Here is a 16061-nt window from a genome sequence, read left to right as displayed (position 1 = left end):
TGATGAAATTGCCGCTGCCGACCGTCACCTCGATCGTGTGGCCATTATTGACCTCGCTGAACGAGGACGGGTGGTAATCGAAGCTGATCTGTTCGAGGTTGACCTTGATGCCGTCGCGCAGATCGACCGGCGACTGGCGATTGCCCGCGCCGCACTTTGCCCACTCGACATTGATCTTCGACCAGTTCGCCGGTCCCAGCTCCCCCTCATACGACCACACGGTGCCATGCTTCGGCGCGGCGGCGATGGCAGCCGCGGCGGCGGCGGCCTGCTCGTCCTGCCGGCGTTTCGCATCCGCAAGTTTTTTCGCGCGCGCGGCGACCGTCGCACGGGCCTGCTGGCGCTCGCGCAGCGCGGCCAGGCGCTGGGCGATCTTGGCCGACAGTTCGACTTCGGCATCTTCTTCACTGGCCGACGATTTATCGACGACGGGCTCCGCCTTCTTCGGCGCGGGCTCGGCCGTCTTCGGCGCGGGCTCGTCCTTCTTCGACGTGGGCTCGTCCTTCTTCGACGGCACCATGGCCGATGCCGGCCTCGACACGGAAGCCGCCAGTTTGGCCGCCGCCGCGGCGGCAGGATCGTTCGCGGCGCCTGCGCCCAGGACGACGCAGCTGCAAGCGAACATGGCGATCAGGTTACGCATGGGAATCCAGTAGTATTGCTCTCCCCTGCATTATCGGCGTGACCGACAGTAAACTTGAGTCTAGGGAATAATTCCCTGCATTAAGATAGCCGTAAACGCACAGCGCGCCGTCCTGCGGCGCGCTGGTGATATGAAGACAGGCCGTCAGCGGCTGATCATGCGCCGGCTGAACTTGTACAGGCCACCCAGCGCCAGCGGCACGACCGCCGCGCCGACACCGACCAGCACGATGATCGTCAGGTGATCGCGGATCACGGGAATATTGCCGAAAAAGTAACCGCCAGTCACCAGAGTGACCACCCACAGCGCAGCGCCGGTGACGTTGTACATCTGAAAACGGGCATGGGTCATGTCCGAGACACCCGCGACGAACGGCGCGAACGTGCGCACGACGGGCACGAAGCGGGCAAGGACGATGGTCTTGCCGCCGTGGCGTTCGAAGAATTCGTGGGTGCGCTGCAGCGCGTCCTTGTTCAGCCAGCGGTAGTCGTGCGTGAAGACGCGATGGCCGATCGCCCCGCCGATGTAATAGTTGAGGGTATTGCCCGTCACCGCCGCGACGATCAATAGAAGCGTCAACAACGGATAACTCATCTCGCCGGTGGCGCAGAAGGCGCCGGCGATGAACAGCAGGGTGTCACCGGGGAAGAAAAACAGAACTACGAGGCCGGTTTCGCAGAACACGATGGCGAACAGCACGGCATAAACATAAACCCCGTATTGCGCCAGCAGTGTGCCCAGGGTTTTATCGACATGGAGGATCATGTCGATGAATTGCATCAGATCCATAATTTTCCTAAACGGTAGCGCCGAATCATACCATCAGTCCGACCGTAAAAATGGCATCCTGATCATCCCGGCTGCGAATTTTCCAGTTCCGCAACGCGTTCCATTTCCCTTATTTCCCGGATTACAATCATCTCATCCTCACCAAACCCAAGCCCGCCACAAGCGGCCAAGGAGATGAATTGAAGGCCTGCCTGCCCCTCCGGCGCATCATCCTCGGCGCCACCTGTGCTCTCTTCGCGGCGCATGCCGCTGCCGCCGGCAAGGAATTGCCACCGAAACCCAGCGTCGCCGACATCGTCAAGGCGGCTAAGCCGGCCGACTGGCGTCCGCTCGACCCCGACAACACGCTGTACATGGAGATGCCGTTCGGGCGCGTCGTCATCGAACTGGCGCCGGCCTTCGCGCCGAACCACGTCAACAACATCAAGGCGCTCGTGCGCGAACACTATTTCGACGGCCTGGCCATCGTGCGTGTGCAGGACAACTGGGTCGTGCAATGGGGCGACCCGAACGAGGACAACGACAAGGCCCGCCCCGTCAAGTCGGCGCACAAGACCCTGAAGGCCGAGTTCACCGTGCCGATCAGCAAAGACACGCCATTCACGCGCCTGCCGGACGTCGACGGCTACGCGCCCCAGGTCGGCCATTCGAACGGCTTCCCCGTCGGGCGCGATCCGAAGACGGGCGAAACCTGGCTGGCGCACTGCTATGGGATGGTCGGCGTGGGCCGCGACAACGACGCCGACAGCGGCGGCGGCACGGCGCTGTACGCCGTGATCGGCCCGGCACGCCATCTCGACCGCAACATCACGGTGGTGGGCCGCGTGATCTCCGGCATGCCGCAACTGGCCGCCCTGCCGCGTGGCCCGGCACCGATGGGTTTCTATGACAAGCCGGAGATGAACGTACCGATCACCTCGGTCAAGGTGGCGGCCGACGTCCCGGCAAGCCAGCGCAGCCGCTTCGAGGTGATGCGCACCGACAGCGCGACCTACCAGGCGGTGCTGGACGCCCAGCGCAACCGCGGCGGCCCGTGGACCAAGGTCGCGGCCGACCATCTCGACCTGTGCGCCGCGCCGGTTCCGGTGCGGGAACTGCCCTAACCTTCAGGAGGAAACCATGGACAAGCCGATCATCAACATCGCCGACGTCACGCTGGAACCGCGTCCACCCGGGATGTCGCCCAAGGGCGAGGCAGCCGAAAAGTACGACGCCAGGATGGGCTTCATCGGCACGCGCATCGGCGCCCGCAAGCTCGGCTACAACATCACGGCAGTGCCGCCGGGCAAGCGCGCCTTCCCCGCGCATAACCATCATGTCAATGAAGAAATGTTCTTCATCCTGCAAGGGAGCGGCGAACTGCGCCTGGGCGACGCCGTCCATCCGATCCGCACGGGCGACATCATCGCCTGCCCGCCGGGCGGCAAGGACGTCGCGCACCAGATCGTGAACACGGGCACCGAAGAATTGCGCTACCTAGCCGTCAGCACCAAGGAGTCGCCGGAGCTTGTGGACTATCCGGATTCCGGCAAGTTCGGCATCCTGGCCGAGCGCCCCGGCTCGGGTGAGCGCTTCGCCTTCATCGGGCGTGCTGACCAGTCGCTCGACTACTGGGAAGGCAATTAACCCAATTCGGGGTCAGAGCACATTTTCAAGAAAATTCGGGGTCAGAGCGATTTTTTGGTAGCGCATCACGCGCGACGATGTAGGCATCGTCGCGCATTCCATCACTCTGCCGCCAACATCGATCCGTGCCCTGATACTATCGCCATAAAAAGTGCTCTGACCCCGAATTCAGGCGAAAATGTGCTCTGACCCCGAATTTTCAGGGGGTTCGGTTCGTCTCGTGGGTGCCGGGCTATAATCTCTAGATGAATGCTCCGGCCCCCACCCACCGTCCCATCCAGCAGCTTCCCGACCAGCTCATCTCGCAGATCGCCGCCGGCGAGGTCGTCGAGCGGCCGTCGGCCGTGGTGAAGGAGCTGTTGGAAAACGCGCTCGACGCGGGCGCCACGCAGGTCACGGTCCGGCTCGAGGAAGGCGGCGTCAAGCGCATCGCCATCAGCGACAACGGCCGCGGCATCCCGCCCGAGGAAATGCCGCTCGCGCTGGCCCGCCACGCGACGTCGAAGATCGCCTCGCTGACCGACCTCGAGAACGTGAACACACTCGGTTTCCGGGGCGAGGCACTGGCGTCGATCGCGTCCGTCGCGGCCGTCAAGATCACGTCGCGCACGGCGGGCGCGGCGCACGCGTGGGAAATCGTCGGCTCGCACCAGGGCACCGTGTCGCCGTCGTCCGGTCCGTTCGGCACGACGATCGACGTACAGGATTTGTATTTCAACACGCCGGCGCGCCGCAAGTTCCTGAAATCCGAACAGACGGAATACGGCCATTGCGCCGAGGTCGTGCGCCGCATCGCGCTGGCGCGGCCGGACGTGTCGTTCAGCCTGTCGCACAACGGCCGCACGATCGACCACTGGAACGTCAGCGAATCGGCCAGGCGCAGCGCGCAGATCCTCGGTGGCGACTTCGCCGAAGCCCGCCTGCAACTCGACGAAAGCGCCGGCCCGCTGCGCCTGCACGGCTACGTCGGCCTGCCGACGGCATCGAAGGCGCGCGCCGACAGCCAGTATTTCTATGTCAACGGCCGCTTCGTGCGCGACAAGCTGCTCGTCCACGCGGTCAAGGCCGCGTACGAGGACGTGCTGCACGGCGACCGCTTCCCGTCGTACGTGCTGGCGCTCGAACTCGACCCGGCGATGGTCGACGTGAACGTGCACCCGTCGAAGATCGAAGTGCGCTTCCGCGACAGCCGCGCCGTCCACCAGTTCGTGTTCCACGCCGTGCAGCGCGCACTGGCCAGGACGTCGGCAACGGCGCATGGCGACACGCCGGCGCCCGTCAGCGCGGCCGAGATCACGCCATCGTCCACGTCGATCGACAGCACGCCGGCCTGGCGCCGTCCGCACGAGCAGACGTCGTTCGGGTCGCAGCTGGCRTCGCCCGCGTGGGCGTCCAGGCCCGCGTCAGGAACGGGCGGCGGCGGCGGCGCGCGCCCCTCGTCGACGTTCTCGCCCTCGCCGTTCGCGCCCGGCAGCCGCTGGGATGCGCCGACRGGCGCCGGCGTCCCGCAGCGCACGGAAAGCTATGGCGCGCTGTTCACCGGCGAACCGAAAACGGCGCAACCGCCGGGCGTGCAGGAAGCCCCGCTGCCGGACACGTCGAAGCCCGCCTCGGATGACGACTATCCACTCGGCTTCGCGCTGGCCCAGCTGCACGGCATCTACGTGCTGGCGCAGAACCGCAAGGGTCTCGTCCTCGTCGACATGCATGCCGCGCACGAGCGCATCCTGTACGAGCAGTTGAAGACCGCGCTCGACGCGCAGGCCAGCGGCGAGCAGATGCAGGTGCAGCAGATGCTGATCCCCGTGACGTTCTTCGCCGACGCCATCGAGGTCGGCACCGCGCAGGAAGAACAGGAGACGCTGAAAACGCTCGGCTTCGACATCGCCGCGGTCTCGCCGACGACCCTGGCCGTGCGCGCCGTGCCCACGTTGCTGAAAAACGCCGACGCGCAGACGCTCGCACGCGACGTGCTGCGCGACGTGCGCGAATTCGGCGGCTCGCGCGTGCTGATCGAGCGCCGCAACGAACTGCTCGGCACCCTCGCCTGCCATACTGCCGTGCGCGCCAACCGCATCCTCACGCTGCCCGAGATGAACGCCCTGCTGCGCCAGATGGAAGCAACGGAACGCGCCGACCAGTGCAACCATGGCCGCCCCACGTGGGTGCAATTAGAGATTTCCGCCCTCGACAAGCTGTTCCTGCGCGGCCAATAAAGTCTTAGCAAGCATGACATCGCACCATAAACCGCTGGCCGTGGCCATCATGGGCCCGACCGCGTCCGGCAAGACGGCGGCGGCGCTCGCCATCGCCAGGGAACTGCCGGTCGAGATCATCTCGGTCGACTCCGCCCTCGTCTACCGCGGCATGGACATCGGTACCGCAAAGCCGTCGGCCGAGGAACTGGCGAGCGCGCCGCATCATCTCATCGACATCATCGACCCGCTCGACGCCTATTCCGTCGCCCAGTTCCGCGACGACGCGATCCGGCTCGTGGCCGAGATCCAGGCACGCGGCCGGCTGCCGCTGCTCGTCGGTGGCACGATGATGTATTTCAAAGGGCTGAACGACGGCCTGGACGACCTGCCCACGGCCGATGCCGCCGTGCGCGCACGCATCGACGAGGAAGCCGCGCGCATCGGCTGGCCCGGCATGCACGCGAAGCTGCGCGAAGTGGACCCCGTCACGGCCGACCGCCTGGCGCCGAACGACGCCCAGCGCATCAACCGCGCGCTCGAGATCCACGAACTGGCGGGCAAGCCGATGTCCGCGCTGCTGGCGCGCCGCGACAAGCCGGAACTGCCGTTCGAGCTCGTGCCGTTCGCGCTTGAGCCATCCGACCGGGCCGTGCTGCACGAGCGCATCGCGCTGCGCTTCGACCAGATGCTGGGCAAGCGCGACGACACGGGCATCGTGGCCGAGGTCGCAGGCCTGCGCGCGCGCGGGGACCTGCATCCGAACCTGCCGTCGATGCGCTGCGTCGGTTACCGCCAGGCGTGGGAATACCTCGACGGCACCATCGACCGCACCCAGCTGCGCGAAACGGGCATCATCGCCACGCGCCAGCTGGCCAAGCGCCAGCTGACCTGGCTGCGGGCGATGCCGGAGCGGATCGTGATCGATTGCCTGGGGCCGGATCCGGCGCGGCGGATGCTGGAGCATCTTGCGGCGTTGCGGACCTGAGACGTTTCGTATAGGACTCAAGCCGGTTGTCCGGAACTTCGCTGGATTTGCGAGGTCACAGGCAATGTGCACAACTCTTGTTACGATTGTGCGCGGCCGCCAAGGTTAACGGCGTCTCAAGCGGCATCATGTTGAGGATTGCGATATGTTTGCAGCGCACCGCATCCGGCTGGCCCCGAACAACATACAGGCGACGTATCTCGCGCGAGCGGCTGGCACCGCCCGCTTCGCGTACAACTGGGCGCTACGCGAATGGCAGAGACAGTACGCAGCCTGCAAGATCGACCCGACGCTGCCCAAGCCGTCCGAGATGGCCTTACGACGCCGTCTCAATAGCATCAAACGCGAACAGTTTCCCTGGATGCTGGCGGTCACCAAGAACGCCCCGCAGATGGCCATCATGCAGCTGGGACGGGCCTTCGAGAATTTCTTCGCCAAGCGAGGGCGTTATCCCAGATTTCGCAAGAAGGGGCGTGACGACCGGTTTACCTTGACGAATGGCGAGTTCCGAGTCGAGGACAAACATATTCGCATCCCAAAGCTGGGGTGGGTCCGCATGTGCGAAACGCTGCGCTTTGCGGGCCGAATTATCTCAGCCTCGCTCAGGCGCATCGCGGGCCACTGGTATGCCAGCATTATCGTTGATGCCTTCGAATTACCTTTACCGACTGTCGATAACCAAGGCGCGGTTGGGGTGGGCCTGGGCATTACGGCGCTGGCCACCCTGTCGACCGGCGAAACGTTTCAAGGCCCGAGGGCGTTGCGCAGTTTGTTGGCGCGCCTGCGGCAACTGTCGCGCGCCGTGTCGCGCAAAATCAATGGGTCACGCAACCGCGCCAAGGCGAAGCTGAAACTGGCGAAGCTGTACGAGCGGATCGCCAACATTCGCTGCAATAGCCTGCACCAACTGAGCAATAGCATCACGCGCCGCTTTCACACGATCGGCATCGAGGACCTCAACGTCAAGGGCATGCTGGCCAATCGGCACTTGGCGCGAGCCATCGCCGATATGGGTTTCTATAAGCTGCGCCGCCAGCTCGAGTACAAGGCGGCCTGGCGTGGCGACCAAGTCGTGCTGGTAGACCGGTGGTACCCGAGCAGCAAGTTGTGCTCATGCTGCGGATATCGGCTGGAAGCGCTCGACCTCCATGTCCGCCGCTGGACCTGTCCGGGATGTGGGGCGTCGAACGACCGCGATGTGAACGCGGCGATCAATTTAAAGAACATGGCGGTAAGTTCTGCCGCATCGGCYTGTGGAGTGGAAGGTGCTAGCCCTGCGCGCGAGCGCGGGGCGAAGCCGGCCCCGGCGAAGCAGGAATCCAACTGCAAAGTTAGCTACGGTTAGCTCTGCTACGGCTAGCCTTGCGTAAGTTTGGAAGAACGGTAGCCTTGACACTTCCGGAGCCAAACGGCATAATGTACCACGTTCTGGTGATATAGCTCAGTTGGTTAGAGCATAGCATTCATAATGCTAGGGTCGGTGGTTCAAGTCCACCTATCACCACCACAGGATTCAAGCGAAATGGCTTGGCATTGAAAGCTGAGCCATTTTGTTTTAATGAGAGTTGCAAGTTTTACCGGTGATATAGCTCAGTTGGTTAGAGCATAGCATTCATAATGCTAGGGTCGGTGGTTCAAGTCCACCTATCACCACCAGATCCAAAAAGCCGCCGGTTCGCGAGAGCCGGCGGCTTTTTCATTTATCCGTTCGCCTCGTCACCCTGGCGGCGCAGGATGGAGACGCGTAACCTATCCGCGCGAATAGTACTTACAGGCAATATTATTGAGATAGCATGTCGTACTTACCATCCGGAGACGCCGTGAAGATCCCTTTGCCCACCCTGCTGCTGGCCTGCGCGCCGATCCTCGCCCAAGCCGCCGCGCCGGTCAAGGCCACCGTCACGATGCGCGATCCGTCCGCCGTGGAAGTCAGCTACGAGATTCCGGCCACGTGCACGGCGCTGGAATTCCGCAACCACGAGATGCCGTCGGACCTGCTCTCCCAATTGCGCAGCGACTGGCAAGCAGCCGACGACTGCACGGCGCTCGAAGACGGGCGTATCGTCCGCAAGAAGGCGACGTGCACGGCGGTGCGCCTGCGCGTGCCCGCCTCCACGCGCAACCTGGACCGCATCTACCCATGGGCATATCCCGTCGAAAAAGGCCTGTTCGTGCACACGAGCGCCTATGCCGTGACGGATGCCTGTGGCGCCGTCGACTGGACATTCGAGGCGCCCGGCGGCACGGTCGTGGTGGATGGCGTCATGTCGGCGGAGCGCGGCACGCATGCGGCAGGTCTGGTTGCGGACTACATGCCGGTCGTGCTGACCGGGGAGCCGTTCCGCAGTATGGAAGGACGGCGCGTGCTCGCCGACGCGCGTTTCACGCCCGGGTCATTGCAACTCATGGACGCCACTGTCGCCGGATCCGCGCGCCAGCTCGCGCACGACCAGCCCGGCGTGCCGTTTTCCGTACCATTCATCGTGGTGTCACCGATGTCGCAGGGCTATCGCGGCGACGTGGCCAACCGCACKGTGATGCGCCTGGCCGTCACGCCGGTGCCCGGCCCGCAACAGGAAGCCTACGTGCATGAGTTCATTCCCCATGAGGTAGGCCACCTGTTGCAGCCGTTGAACTGGAACGATGCGTGGCAGCCGGACATCACGACCGTCAGCGAAGGCGGTGCCGAATTCATGCGTGTCGCGACGACTGCCCATCAGGGCTGGCTCGACCGCGCCGCGCTGAAGGCTGAGCTGGAACGGGCCGTCAATAGCTGCGTCCAGGCTGCGGAAGGCGGGTCCTGGAAAGATATGCGCAAACGCAACTGGGACAAGAATCCCTACTATTGTGGCCTGGCATTCTACGCCATCGGCCTGTCTGCCTCCGGGCCGGACAGCCCGCTGCTGCGCCTGCGCGACTACAACCGCAAGGCAAAGCTGGGCGAGCGTACCGACTTCGCCCAGGACATCGAATGCGGCGGCGACAAGGACTGCCGGCCGCGCTGGCTGCCGCGTCTGGCGGGCAACGAACCGCTCGATGCCGTGCTGCTGGATTACGCGCGCCAGCCGGGTGCCCTGCTGCGCGTGGCCGACACATGGAGTCCGGCCCAGACGAAAGTACTGGCGGGCCAGCATGTCGCCCAGCTGATGCAGGCCGATTGCGGCGGCGCCATCAGCATCTACCACGAAGACGCGGGCGCGCGCATCGCCGACGGCCCCAAGTGCAATACACTGCGCGCCGGCATGGTGGTGATCAAGGCCGAGGGCCTGCCGCTGTTCGAGGACTCGGGTGCCGTCAAGGCGTCGATCGAGGCCTGCCACGCCCGCGGCAATACGCAGCTCGACCTGCGCGACGGAACCAGCGTGACGGTGCCGTGCGACGCCTCCGTCAAACTGTCCTTCCACACGTACACCGTCGACGAAGTGCGCGCGCTGGCGCTGCTGAAATAGGCTCACTCTCCACCGACGTCCACATCCTCCCCGAGCGCAAACTCCCCGCGCGCGAATGCTTCCAGCACGGCCTGCGCCGGCTGCAGATAATCCTGCGGCACGAGAATGCGCACCCCGCCGAGCGCCGGCGCCAGCAGCATGTCGGTCTGCACGAGGTGTGCATCGGCCAGCACGGCCGGGATGCCGGAGGCGACGAGACAGCCCTGCACGAGGTTCGCCTCCAGCGGGACCAGGTAGCGCGCGACCTCGACCAGGTCGCGGCCCGGCAGGCGCGCCAGTTCGGGGGCGCCGGTCAGCGCTGCGTTCAGCATGTCGCTCGATATGTGCATGACGATCCTCTGTTCTATCCCAGCCAGCCCGGCAACGCCGACAGCAGGTACAGCACGACGCCGATCATTCCACCCACGATGGTACCGTTGATCCGGATGTACTGCAGGTCCTTGCCGATGTTGATCTCGACCTGGTGCGACATCTCGCCGCTGTCCCAGTGCTTGACGGTGTCGGCGATGTGGCGTGTCAGGAAGCCCGCGAACTCGGGCGCGGCGCCGCGCGCGGCCAGTTCCAGGTTCTCGTTCAGCGCGGCACGCAGCACGGCGTCCTCCGCGAGCGTCCTGCCGACCCATGCGCCGGTCGCGACGATGCGCCGGCGCAGCACGGAATCCTCGTTGTGCAGGTCGGCCTTGATCCAGCCCTTCAGGTCGCCCCACAGCGAGCCGATGTAGCCGTTCACGGTGGCGTCGCCGATCAGGTGGCGCTTGATGTCCTCGCCTTTCGCGATGAAGGCCGGGTCGGTCTTCAGCCGCTCGATGAAGTCGTGCGTGAAGACGTCGAAGCGGCGGCGCAACGGGTGGTCCGGATCCTCGCTGACGCGCTTGAGGATGCCGGCCGCGAGCCGCACGGAGATGTCCGCGCCCTTGCGGCCGATGAGTTCCGACGGCAGCATCTTTTCCATGAACGCGTACTCGTCGCGCAGCCAGTCGACGATGCCCCGCGCGATGAAGTCCTGTGTCTCCGGGTTCGCCAGCAGGTTGGCCAGCTGGGCGATGCCCTCGTCGAGGATCTGCTGGTGCCGGCCGTCGCGCGTGAGGCCTTCCAGGATCGAGCCCGCCGTCTGCGACAGGTCCACACCGCCGATCGCGCCATGCACGGCACGCCGAATGAAATTCTGCACGGCCGCGTCCTCGACGACGTCGAGTGCGAAGCCGGCCACGCGCACGAGGGTGTCGCCCAGCCGCTCCGTATTCTCCGGCCGCGTCAGCCAGTCGGCCACCTTCTGCGCCGGATCGTGGCGCTGGATCAGGCGCACGATGGACTCCGTGTCGAGGAATTTTTCGTGCACGAAGGCGGCAAGGTTGTCCGCGATGCGCTCCTTGTTGGCGGGGATGATCTCCGTGTGGCGCGACACGACCGGGATCGGAACGCGCCTGAACAGCGCCACGACGGCGAACCAGTCCGCCAGCGCGCCGACCATCGCTGCTTCGGCGAATGCCTTCAGCAGGCCGATCCACCAGTTGCCGGGCCAGCGTGCCGACAAAGCCAGCGCCACGACGAACAGCACCGCGGCGCCGACGAAAAAGGCCAGCGCCAGGCGCTTGGAACGGCGCAGTTCGAGTTCCTTCGCGGTGGACAATGCGGGCATGGTTTCCATGCCGCCATCGTAGCCCAGCCTTGACGATATTGTCGCGCCGCATTGTGCGAGTGGCGCGGCGCCTCGTCCATGTCGAGCGCGGGCGCGGTCTACAACCTGATCCGCGGGCTGAATGCTCCGCCTGGACCGGGAGTCGCGGCGCGAGCAGTTCATGACCGTGCGGGCGGCGGTGCGCAAGGCGTTGCTGAACCTGGCTACCGTACCCTGACGTCCGTCATTTGTCGTGTCGCTTATACTGGACCGGTTCCGTAGGGTGGGCGGCCCTCCGCCCACGCGAACGCATGCGTATCGACGCCGTCCGCGTGGGCACGGAGTGCCCGCCCTACCTCGTTTCAAGCCAAAGGAGTCCGGATGCACCACGACATCAGCCTGATCACCACGATCGCCGCCGCCCTCGGTCTCGGCCTGCTGTTCGGCATGCTCGCCGTGCGCCTGCACCTGCCGGCCCTGGTCGGCTATCTCGCTGCCGGCGTCCTCATCGGACCTGCCACGCCCGGCTTCGTCGCCGACGTGCACCTGGCGTCGCAGCTGGCCGAAATCGGCGTGATGCTGCTGATGTTCGGCGTCGGCCTGCATTTTTCGCTGGACGACCTGCTCGAAGTGAAAGGCATCGCCCTGCCGGGCGCCGTGCTGCAGATCGCGGTGGCCACGCTGCTCGGCATCGGCCTCACGCATGTGTGGGGCTGGAATCTCGGGGCCGGCCTCGTGTTCGGCCTCGCGCTGTCGGTGGCGAGCACGGTGGTGCTGCTGCGCGCGCTGGAAGACCGCGGCGAGCTCGATTCCTTCAACGGCCGCATCGCCGTCGGCTGGCTCGTCGTGGAAGACCTCGTGACGGTGCTCGTGCTCGTGCTGCTGCCGGCACTCGCCGGGCCGCTGGGTGGCAAGGGCGAAGGTGGTTCGCTGTGGTTCTCGCTCGGCAAGACGCTGCTGCAGGTGGGCGCCTTCATCGCCTTCATGCTGCTCGTGGGTCGCAAGATCTTCCCGTGGTTCCTGTGGCGCGTGGCCAAGACCGGTTCGCGCGAACTGTTCACGCTGGCCGTGATCGCGGCGGCGGTCGGCATCGCCTATGGCTCGTCGCACCTGTTCGGCGTATCGTTCGCGCTGGGCGCCTTCTTCGCCGGCATGGTGTTGCGCGAGTCGGAACTGAGCCACCGCGCGGCGGAAGAGACGCTGCCGCTGCGCGACGCGTTCTCCGTGCTGTTCTTCGTTTCCGTCGGCATGCTGTTCGATCCGCGCGTGCTGCTCGAGAGCCCGCTGGAGGTGCTGGGCGTCGTCGCCATCATCCTGGTCGGCAAGTCGCTCGCAGCCTTCATTCTCGTGCTGGCGCTGCGTTATCCGCTCAACACGGCGATCACGGTGTCCGCGAGCCTCGCGCAGATCGGCGAGTTCTCGTTCATCCTGGCCGCCCTGGGCATCTCGCTCGGCCTGTTGCCCGAGATGGGCCAGAACCTGATCCTCGCCGGCGCCATCATCTCGATCGCCGTCAATCCGCTGACGTTCAAGCTGGTCGGCCCACTGCAGAACTGGGTGCTGTCGAAGTCCGACCGTGCGCGCAAGATGGCACGCTCGCCGGACCCGCTGGCCGAGTTGCCGATGACGGTCACCCACGAGCGCCTGACGGGCCAGGTCGTGCTGGTCGGCTACGGCCGCGTGGGCAAGCGCATCGCGCAAGAACTCGACCGCCAGGGCGTGCACTATGTCGTCGCCGAGCAGAACCGCGACATCGTCGAGGAGCTGCGCCGGCACGACCAGCCGGCCGTGGCGGGCAATGCGGCGGAGCCGGCGGTGCTGATCCAGGCGCATATCGCACGCGCCGCCATGCTCGTGATCGCGACGCCGGACACGTTCCACGTGCGCGCCATGGTCGAGACGGCCAAAGCGCTGAATCCGGCCATCCGCTGCGTCGTGCGTACGCACAACGAGGAAGAAGCGAGCCTGCTGCGCGCAGAGACGGGCGGCACGGTCCTCGTCGGCGAACACGAACTGGCGCGCAGCATGACGCGCCACGTGCTGGACGGGTTAGCGGTCGCGCAGGCGCACTGACCTCCTGGCCCGACAYGATCGTAGGGTGGGCACCCCGTGCCCACGCGATGCCAACGGTGATGCAAGCGTTACGCGTGGGCACAGGGGTGCCCACCCTACCGCTGCAACGATGCATTTGATGCGTTCAAATCGCTCTTAAAAAAACGGCGGACATCGCTGTCCGCCGTCTCAACTTGAGTGCTACCTCAAGACCATCAAACAACCACCAATCCTTCTACGTCGCGCCTCAGGCCACGGCCGCTTCCTCGGCGCACAGCTTCAGGCTGGCGTGGCGCGGGGCCGCATTTGCCCTGTTAAGGCCGGCCATCAACGCGTCAAGATGCTGTTCGAGCAGCTCGAACACGGCGTCCTTCGACAGCACGTACTGGTCGAGCAGCGTGTCCTTGATCGACACGATCACGTCCTTGTAGTCGCGGATCGAATTCAGCGTGTAGTTGTACAGCTCATCCGATTTCTCCTCGACCTGGCGCAGCGTGTGCTCGCCGGACGCATCGTTCTGCAACTGGCTGTAGTCGATCTTGGCGCGCGAATACATCGACAGGCGGCCGACCATCAGGTTCAGCATCTTCGTGATCTTCTCGATGTCGTTCTGGCTGCCCACCGAGATGCCGCGCGCGCCGTAGAACAGTTCTTCCGCCGCCACGCCGCCGTACAGGCCGATCACGTCGCGCTCCAGCTCTTCCAGCGTGCGCAGCGACATGTCGTCACCGGACTGCAGCACATAACCCAACGCACCGATCTTCGACACGGCTTCCGTGCTGATCTTCAGCAGATGCGACTTTTCCTTGACCTCGGCCAGGCTCATGCCGTCTCGCAGGTACGGGTCGATCTGCATGAAGAAGTGACCCAGTTCGTGCACGGCGATGCGCTCGCGCTGCTTGTGCTTCTCGGCCGTCGTGGCACGGTCCGTCAGGCCGATCGTGGCGCGCTCGTAGGCGCGGAACAGCAGGTCCGTGTTGATGATCGCCTTTTCCTGGATCGAGATCATCGACGCGCGCTCGACCACGGTTTCCAGCAATGCCGGGCTCAGGTTCTGGGTGATTTCCGCAACCTGGTCCAGGTCGAGGTCGTTCCAGTCCACGAGGCCTTCTTTCTTGCGGGACAGGAAGCTGCGCAGCAGTTCCTTGCGCTCGCCCTTGTTCGGCAGGCGGAAGTTGATCTTCACGGAGAAACGACGCAGCATGGCTTCGTCCATTTCCGTCGACGCATCGTCGAAGTTCGACGCAACGACCCAGATCACGCCTTGCCCCTTGTCGCTCTTGACGCCGTCCAGCAGGCCCAGCAGGGTGTTCGCGGTATCGTCTTCCCATTTCTTTTCGCTGCGGCCGCGCGGCATGAACAGGCTCTGCGCTTCATCCAGGAAGATGATGCAGCGGCCCTTGCCCGACGCCTTGCGGTACAGGGCGTTCAGCGCCTTCGAACCGCCGCCGACGTAGCCCGATTCCAGCGCCGAGCCGGACGCCTGGATCAGCGGGATGTCGAGGCGCTTGGCCAGGTAGCCCACGAGCTTCGTCTTGCCCGTACCGGCGGGGCCCGTCAGCATCACATTGAACGGCTTGTCGATATTGTGTTCCTTGTACAACTCGCGGTTGCGGATCATGTCTTCCAGGTGCAGCACTTCCTGCTTGATGTCTTCCATGCCGATCAGGTCGTCCAGGCTGCCCTTCAGCTTGTCCGGCGTGATCATCTGGCTGCTCATGCCCATGCCCGGGATGCCGAATTTCATCGCATACACGATGACGGCCAGCACGGTCAGGTCGAGCGCGTGGCGCTTCAGGAAGTCGAGGATGTCGGCGCCGAAGCCTTCGTTCTCGTCCTGCAGGACGGCCTTGTGCGACGCCAGGTATTCATCCTTGGCGATGGAATAGGGAATCGCATTCTTCAGCAGCACCTCACGCTCGAGCGACAGGTGCGACGTGCTCGGCACCTTCACGACGTGCAATTGCGGCTCATCCTTGAACTTATAGATATAGCGCGGCGAATCCGACAACGGCTTCGCGACGAGCAGATAATCCAGACGGTCCTTCTGTGCGGCCAACTGGGTGATCTCGGAAATATTTTGCGAGTAGACGACTGGCGACGGATCCTGCGGGATATCAGCCTTATAGATTGCCCAGCCCGTCAGAATGCCGAGCATCACGGCAGTCAGGATACGGACGTAAACATTCTTAAAGGCAATTTGAATTCGAGCAAAATTGGGCATATCGGTACTCTACAAAGTTCGAAGGTGCGTGATACGGCGGGTCTTGCATTGCCTTCCGTAGTGCCGAGAGGACGCGAAAGGCGGCGGCGTGGGGGACCGCGAGGCGTTCAAACGTGTACGTTTGATATTGTTTTGATGCCCGAAGGCAATGGGGATATGGAGACTATACTCGCAAAGAAAAGCCAGGTGTATACCGTGCGTGGAAAAAAATTTGGAGCGCAACACGGGTAGTCAAACTGATATCTGTTTTCATTGTCCAACTCATATATTCCGTAAAACAATCACAACAATTCGCATCATGATTAAATTTTTATCAATTCTCAATCGCGCAATTCATTGTTTTTGCGTTATTTACAAATAATTAACCTTGCCATCTGTTTATCGTGCTTTGACAGCACGTTCCGGGCGCAATGCATAGCGCATCGAACTTCCGGAACCGGAAGTATTGGCCACGATGCTGGTCGGGCTGGCCCTGAT

Annotated in this window: 11 protein-coding genes, 2 tRNA genes and 1 pseudogene; 9 read left to right on the top strand and 5 right to left on the bottom strand. The window is 64.1% G+C overall.

What is annotated here, in order from left to right; all coding sequences use genetic code 11:
- Positions 1-643: pseudogene (locus AC1DYX_RS16920) on the bottom strand (carbonic anhydrase family protein); the annotation flags it as partial.
- Between the two features lie 144 nt (positions 644-787).
- Positions 788-1432 (bottom strand): VTT domain-containing protein, encoded by a 645-nt coding sequence (locus tag AC1DYX_RS16915; RefSeq protein WP_477260834.1) that lies wholly within the window; start codon positions 1430-1432, stop codon positions 788-790.
- A 179-nt stretch (positions 1433-1611) separates the two neighbouring features.
- Between AC1DYX_RS16915 and AC1DYX_RS16910 the strand changes: the two genes are divergently transcribed.
- The 8 genes from AC1DYX_RS16910 to AC1DYX_RS16875 all read left to right on the top strand — a co-directional run bounded on the left by AC1DYX_RS16910 (position 1612) and on the right by AC1DYX_RS16875 (position 9690).
- Complete coding sequence (locus AC1DYX_RS16910) at positions 1612-2535, top strand: peptidylprolyl isomerase (RefSeq protein WP_477260832.1); 924 nt, start codon at positions 1612-1614, stop codon at positions 2533-2535.
- 16 nt (positions 2536-2551) lie between these two features.
- Positions 2552-3058, top strand: coding sequence for a cupin domain-containing protein (locus AC1DYX_RS16905; protein ID WP_477260830.1), 507 nt, complete (start codon positions 2552-2554; stop codon positions 3056-3058).
- Between the two features lie 245 nt (positions 3059-3303).
- Positions 3304-5274, top strand: coding sequence for a DNA mismatch repair endonuclease MutL (gene mutL / locus AC1DYX_RS16900; protein WP_477260828.1), 1971 nt, complete (start codon positions 3304-3306; stop codon positions 5272-5274).
- A 13-nt stretch (positions 5275-5287) separates the two neighbouring features.
- Positions 5288-6241 carry a tRNA (adenosine(37)-N6)-dimethylallyltransferase MiaA gene (gene miaA / locus AC1DYX_RS16895; RefSeq protein WP_477260826.1) on the top strand — a complete coding sequence of 318 codons (954 nt, stop codon included), beginning with the start codon at positions 5288-5290 and terminating at the stop codon, positions 6239-6241.
- A gap of 145 nt (positions 6242-6386) precedes the next feature.
- Entirely contained in the window at positions 6387-7586 is a 1200-nt protein-coding gene (locus AC1DYX_RS16890) for an RNA-guided endonuclease InsQ/TnpB family protein (protein WP_477260824.1), read from the top strand.
- Between the two features lie 85 nt (positions 7587-7671).
- Positions 7672-7748, top strand: a tRNA-Met gene (locus tag AC1DYX_RS16885).
- A gap of 72 nt (positions 7749-7820) precedes the next feature.
- Positions 7821-7897 (top strand) — tRNA-Met (locus AC1DYX_RS16880).
- Positions 7898-8061: 164 nt separating this feature from the next.
- A complete protein-coding gene (locus AC1DYX_RS16875) occupies positions 8062-9690 on the top strand; it encodes a hypothetical protein (RefSeq protein WP_477260822.1) in 1629 nt (542 codons plus the stop codon).
- A gap of 2 nt (positions 9691-9692) precedes the next feature.
- On the opposite strand, the gene AC1DYX_RS16870 is transcribed toward AC1DYX_RS16875, so the two are convergent.
- A complete protein-coding gene (locus AC1DYX_RS16870) occupies positions 9693-10019 on the bottom strand; it encodes a putative signal transducing protein (RefSeq protein ID WP_477260820.1) in 327 nt (108 codons plus the stop codon).
- Positions 10020-10033: 14 nt separating this feature from the next.
- Positions 10034-11338, bottom strand: a complete 1305-nt coding sequence (locus AC1DYX_RS16865) for a DUF445 domain-containing protein (RefSeq protein ID WP_477260818.1) — start codon at positions 11336-11338, stop codon at positions 10034-10036.
- Positions 11339-11689: 351 nt separating this feature from the next.
- Between AC1DYX_RS16865 and AC1DYX_RS16860 the strand changes: the two genes are divergently transcribed.
- Positions 11690-13381, top strand: coding sequence for a cation:proton antiporter domain-containing protein (locus AC1DYX_RS16860; RefSeq protein ID WP_477260816.1), 1692 nt, complete (start codon positions 11690-11692; stop codon positions 13379-13381).
- A 226-nt stretch (positions 13382-13607) separates the two neighbouring features.
- Here AC1DYX_RS16860 and AC1DYX_RS16855 read toward each other — a convergent pair whose 3' ends face one another.
- Entirely contained in the window at positions 13608-15584 is a 1977-nt protein-coding gene (locus AC1DYX_RS16855) for an AAA family ATPase (protein ID WP_477260814.1), read from the bottom strand.
- Between the last annotated feature and the right edge of the window lie 477 nt (positions 15585-16061).

Source organism: Massilia sp. P2_C2, from assembly GCF_056404615.1.
Note: the sequence above shows the minus strand (reverse complement) of the source record. Positions and strands in the feature narration are given on the sequence as shown.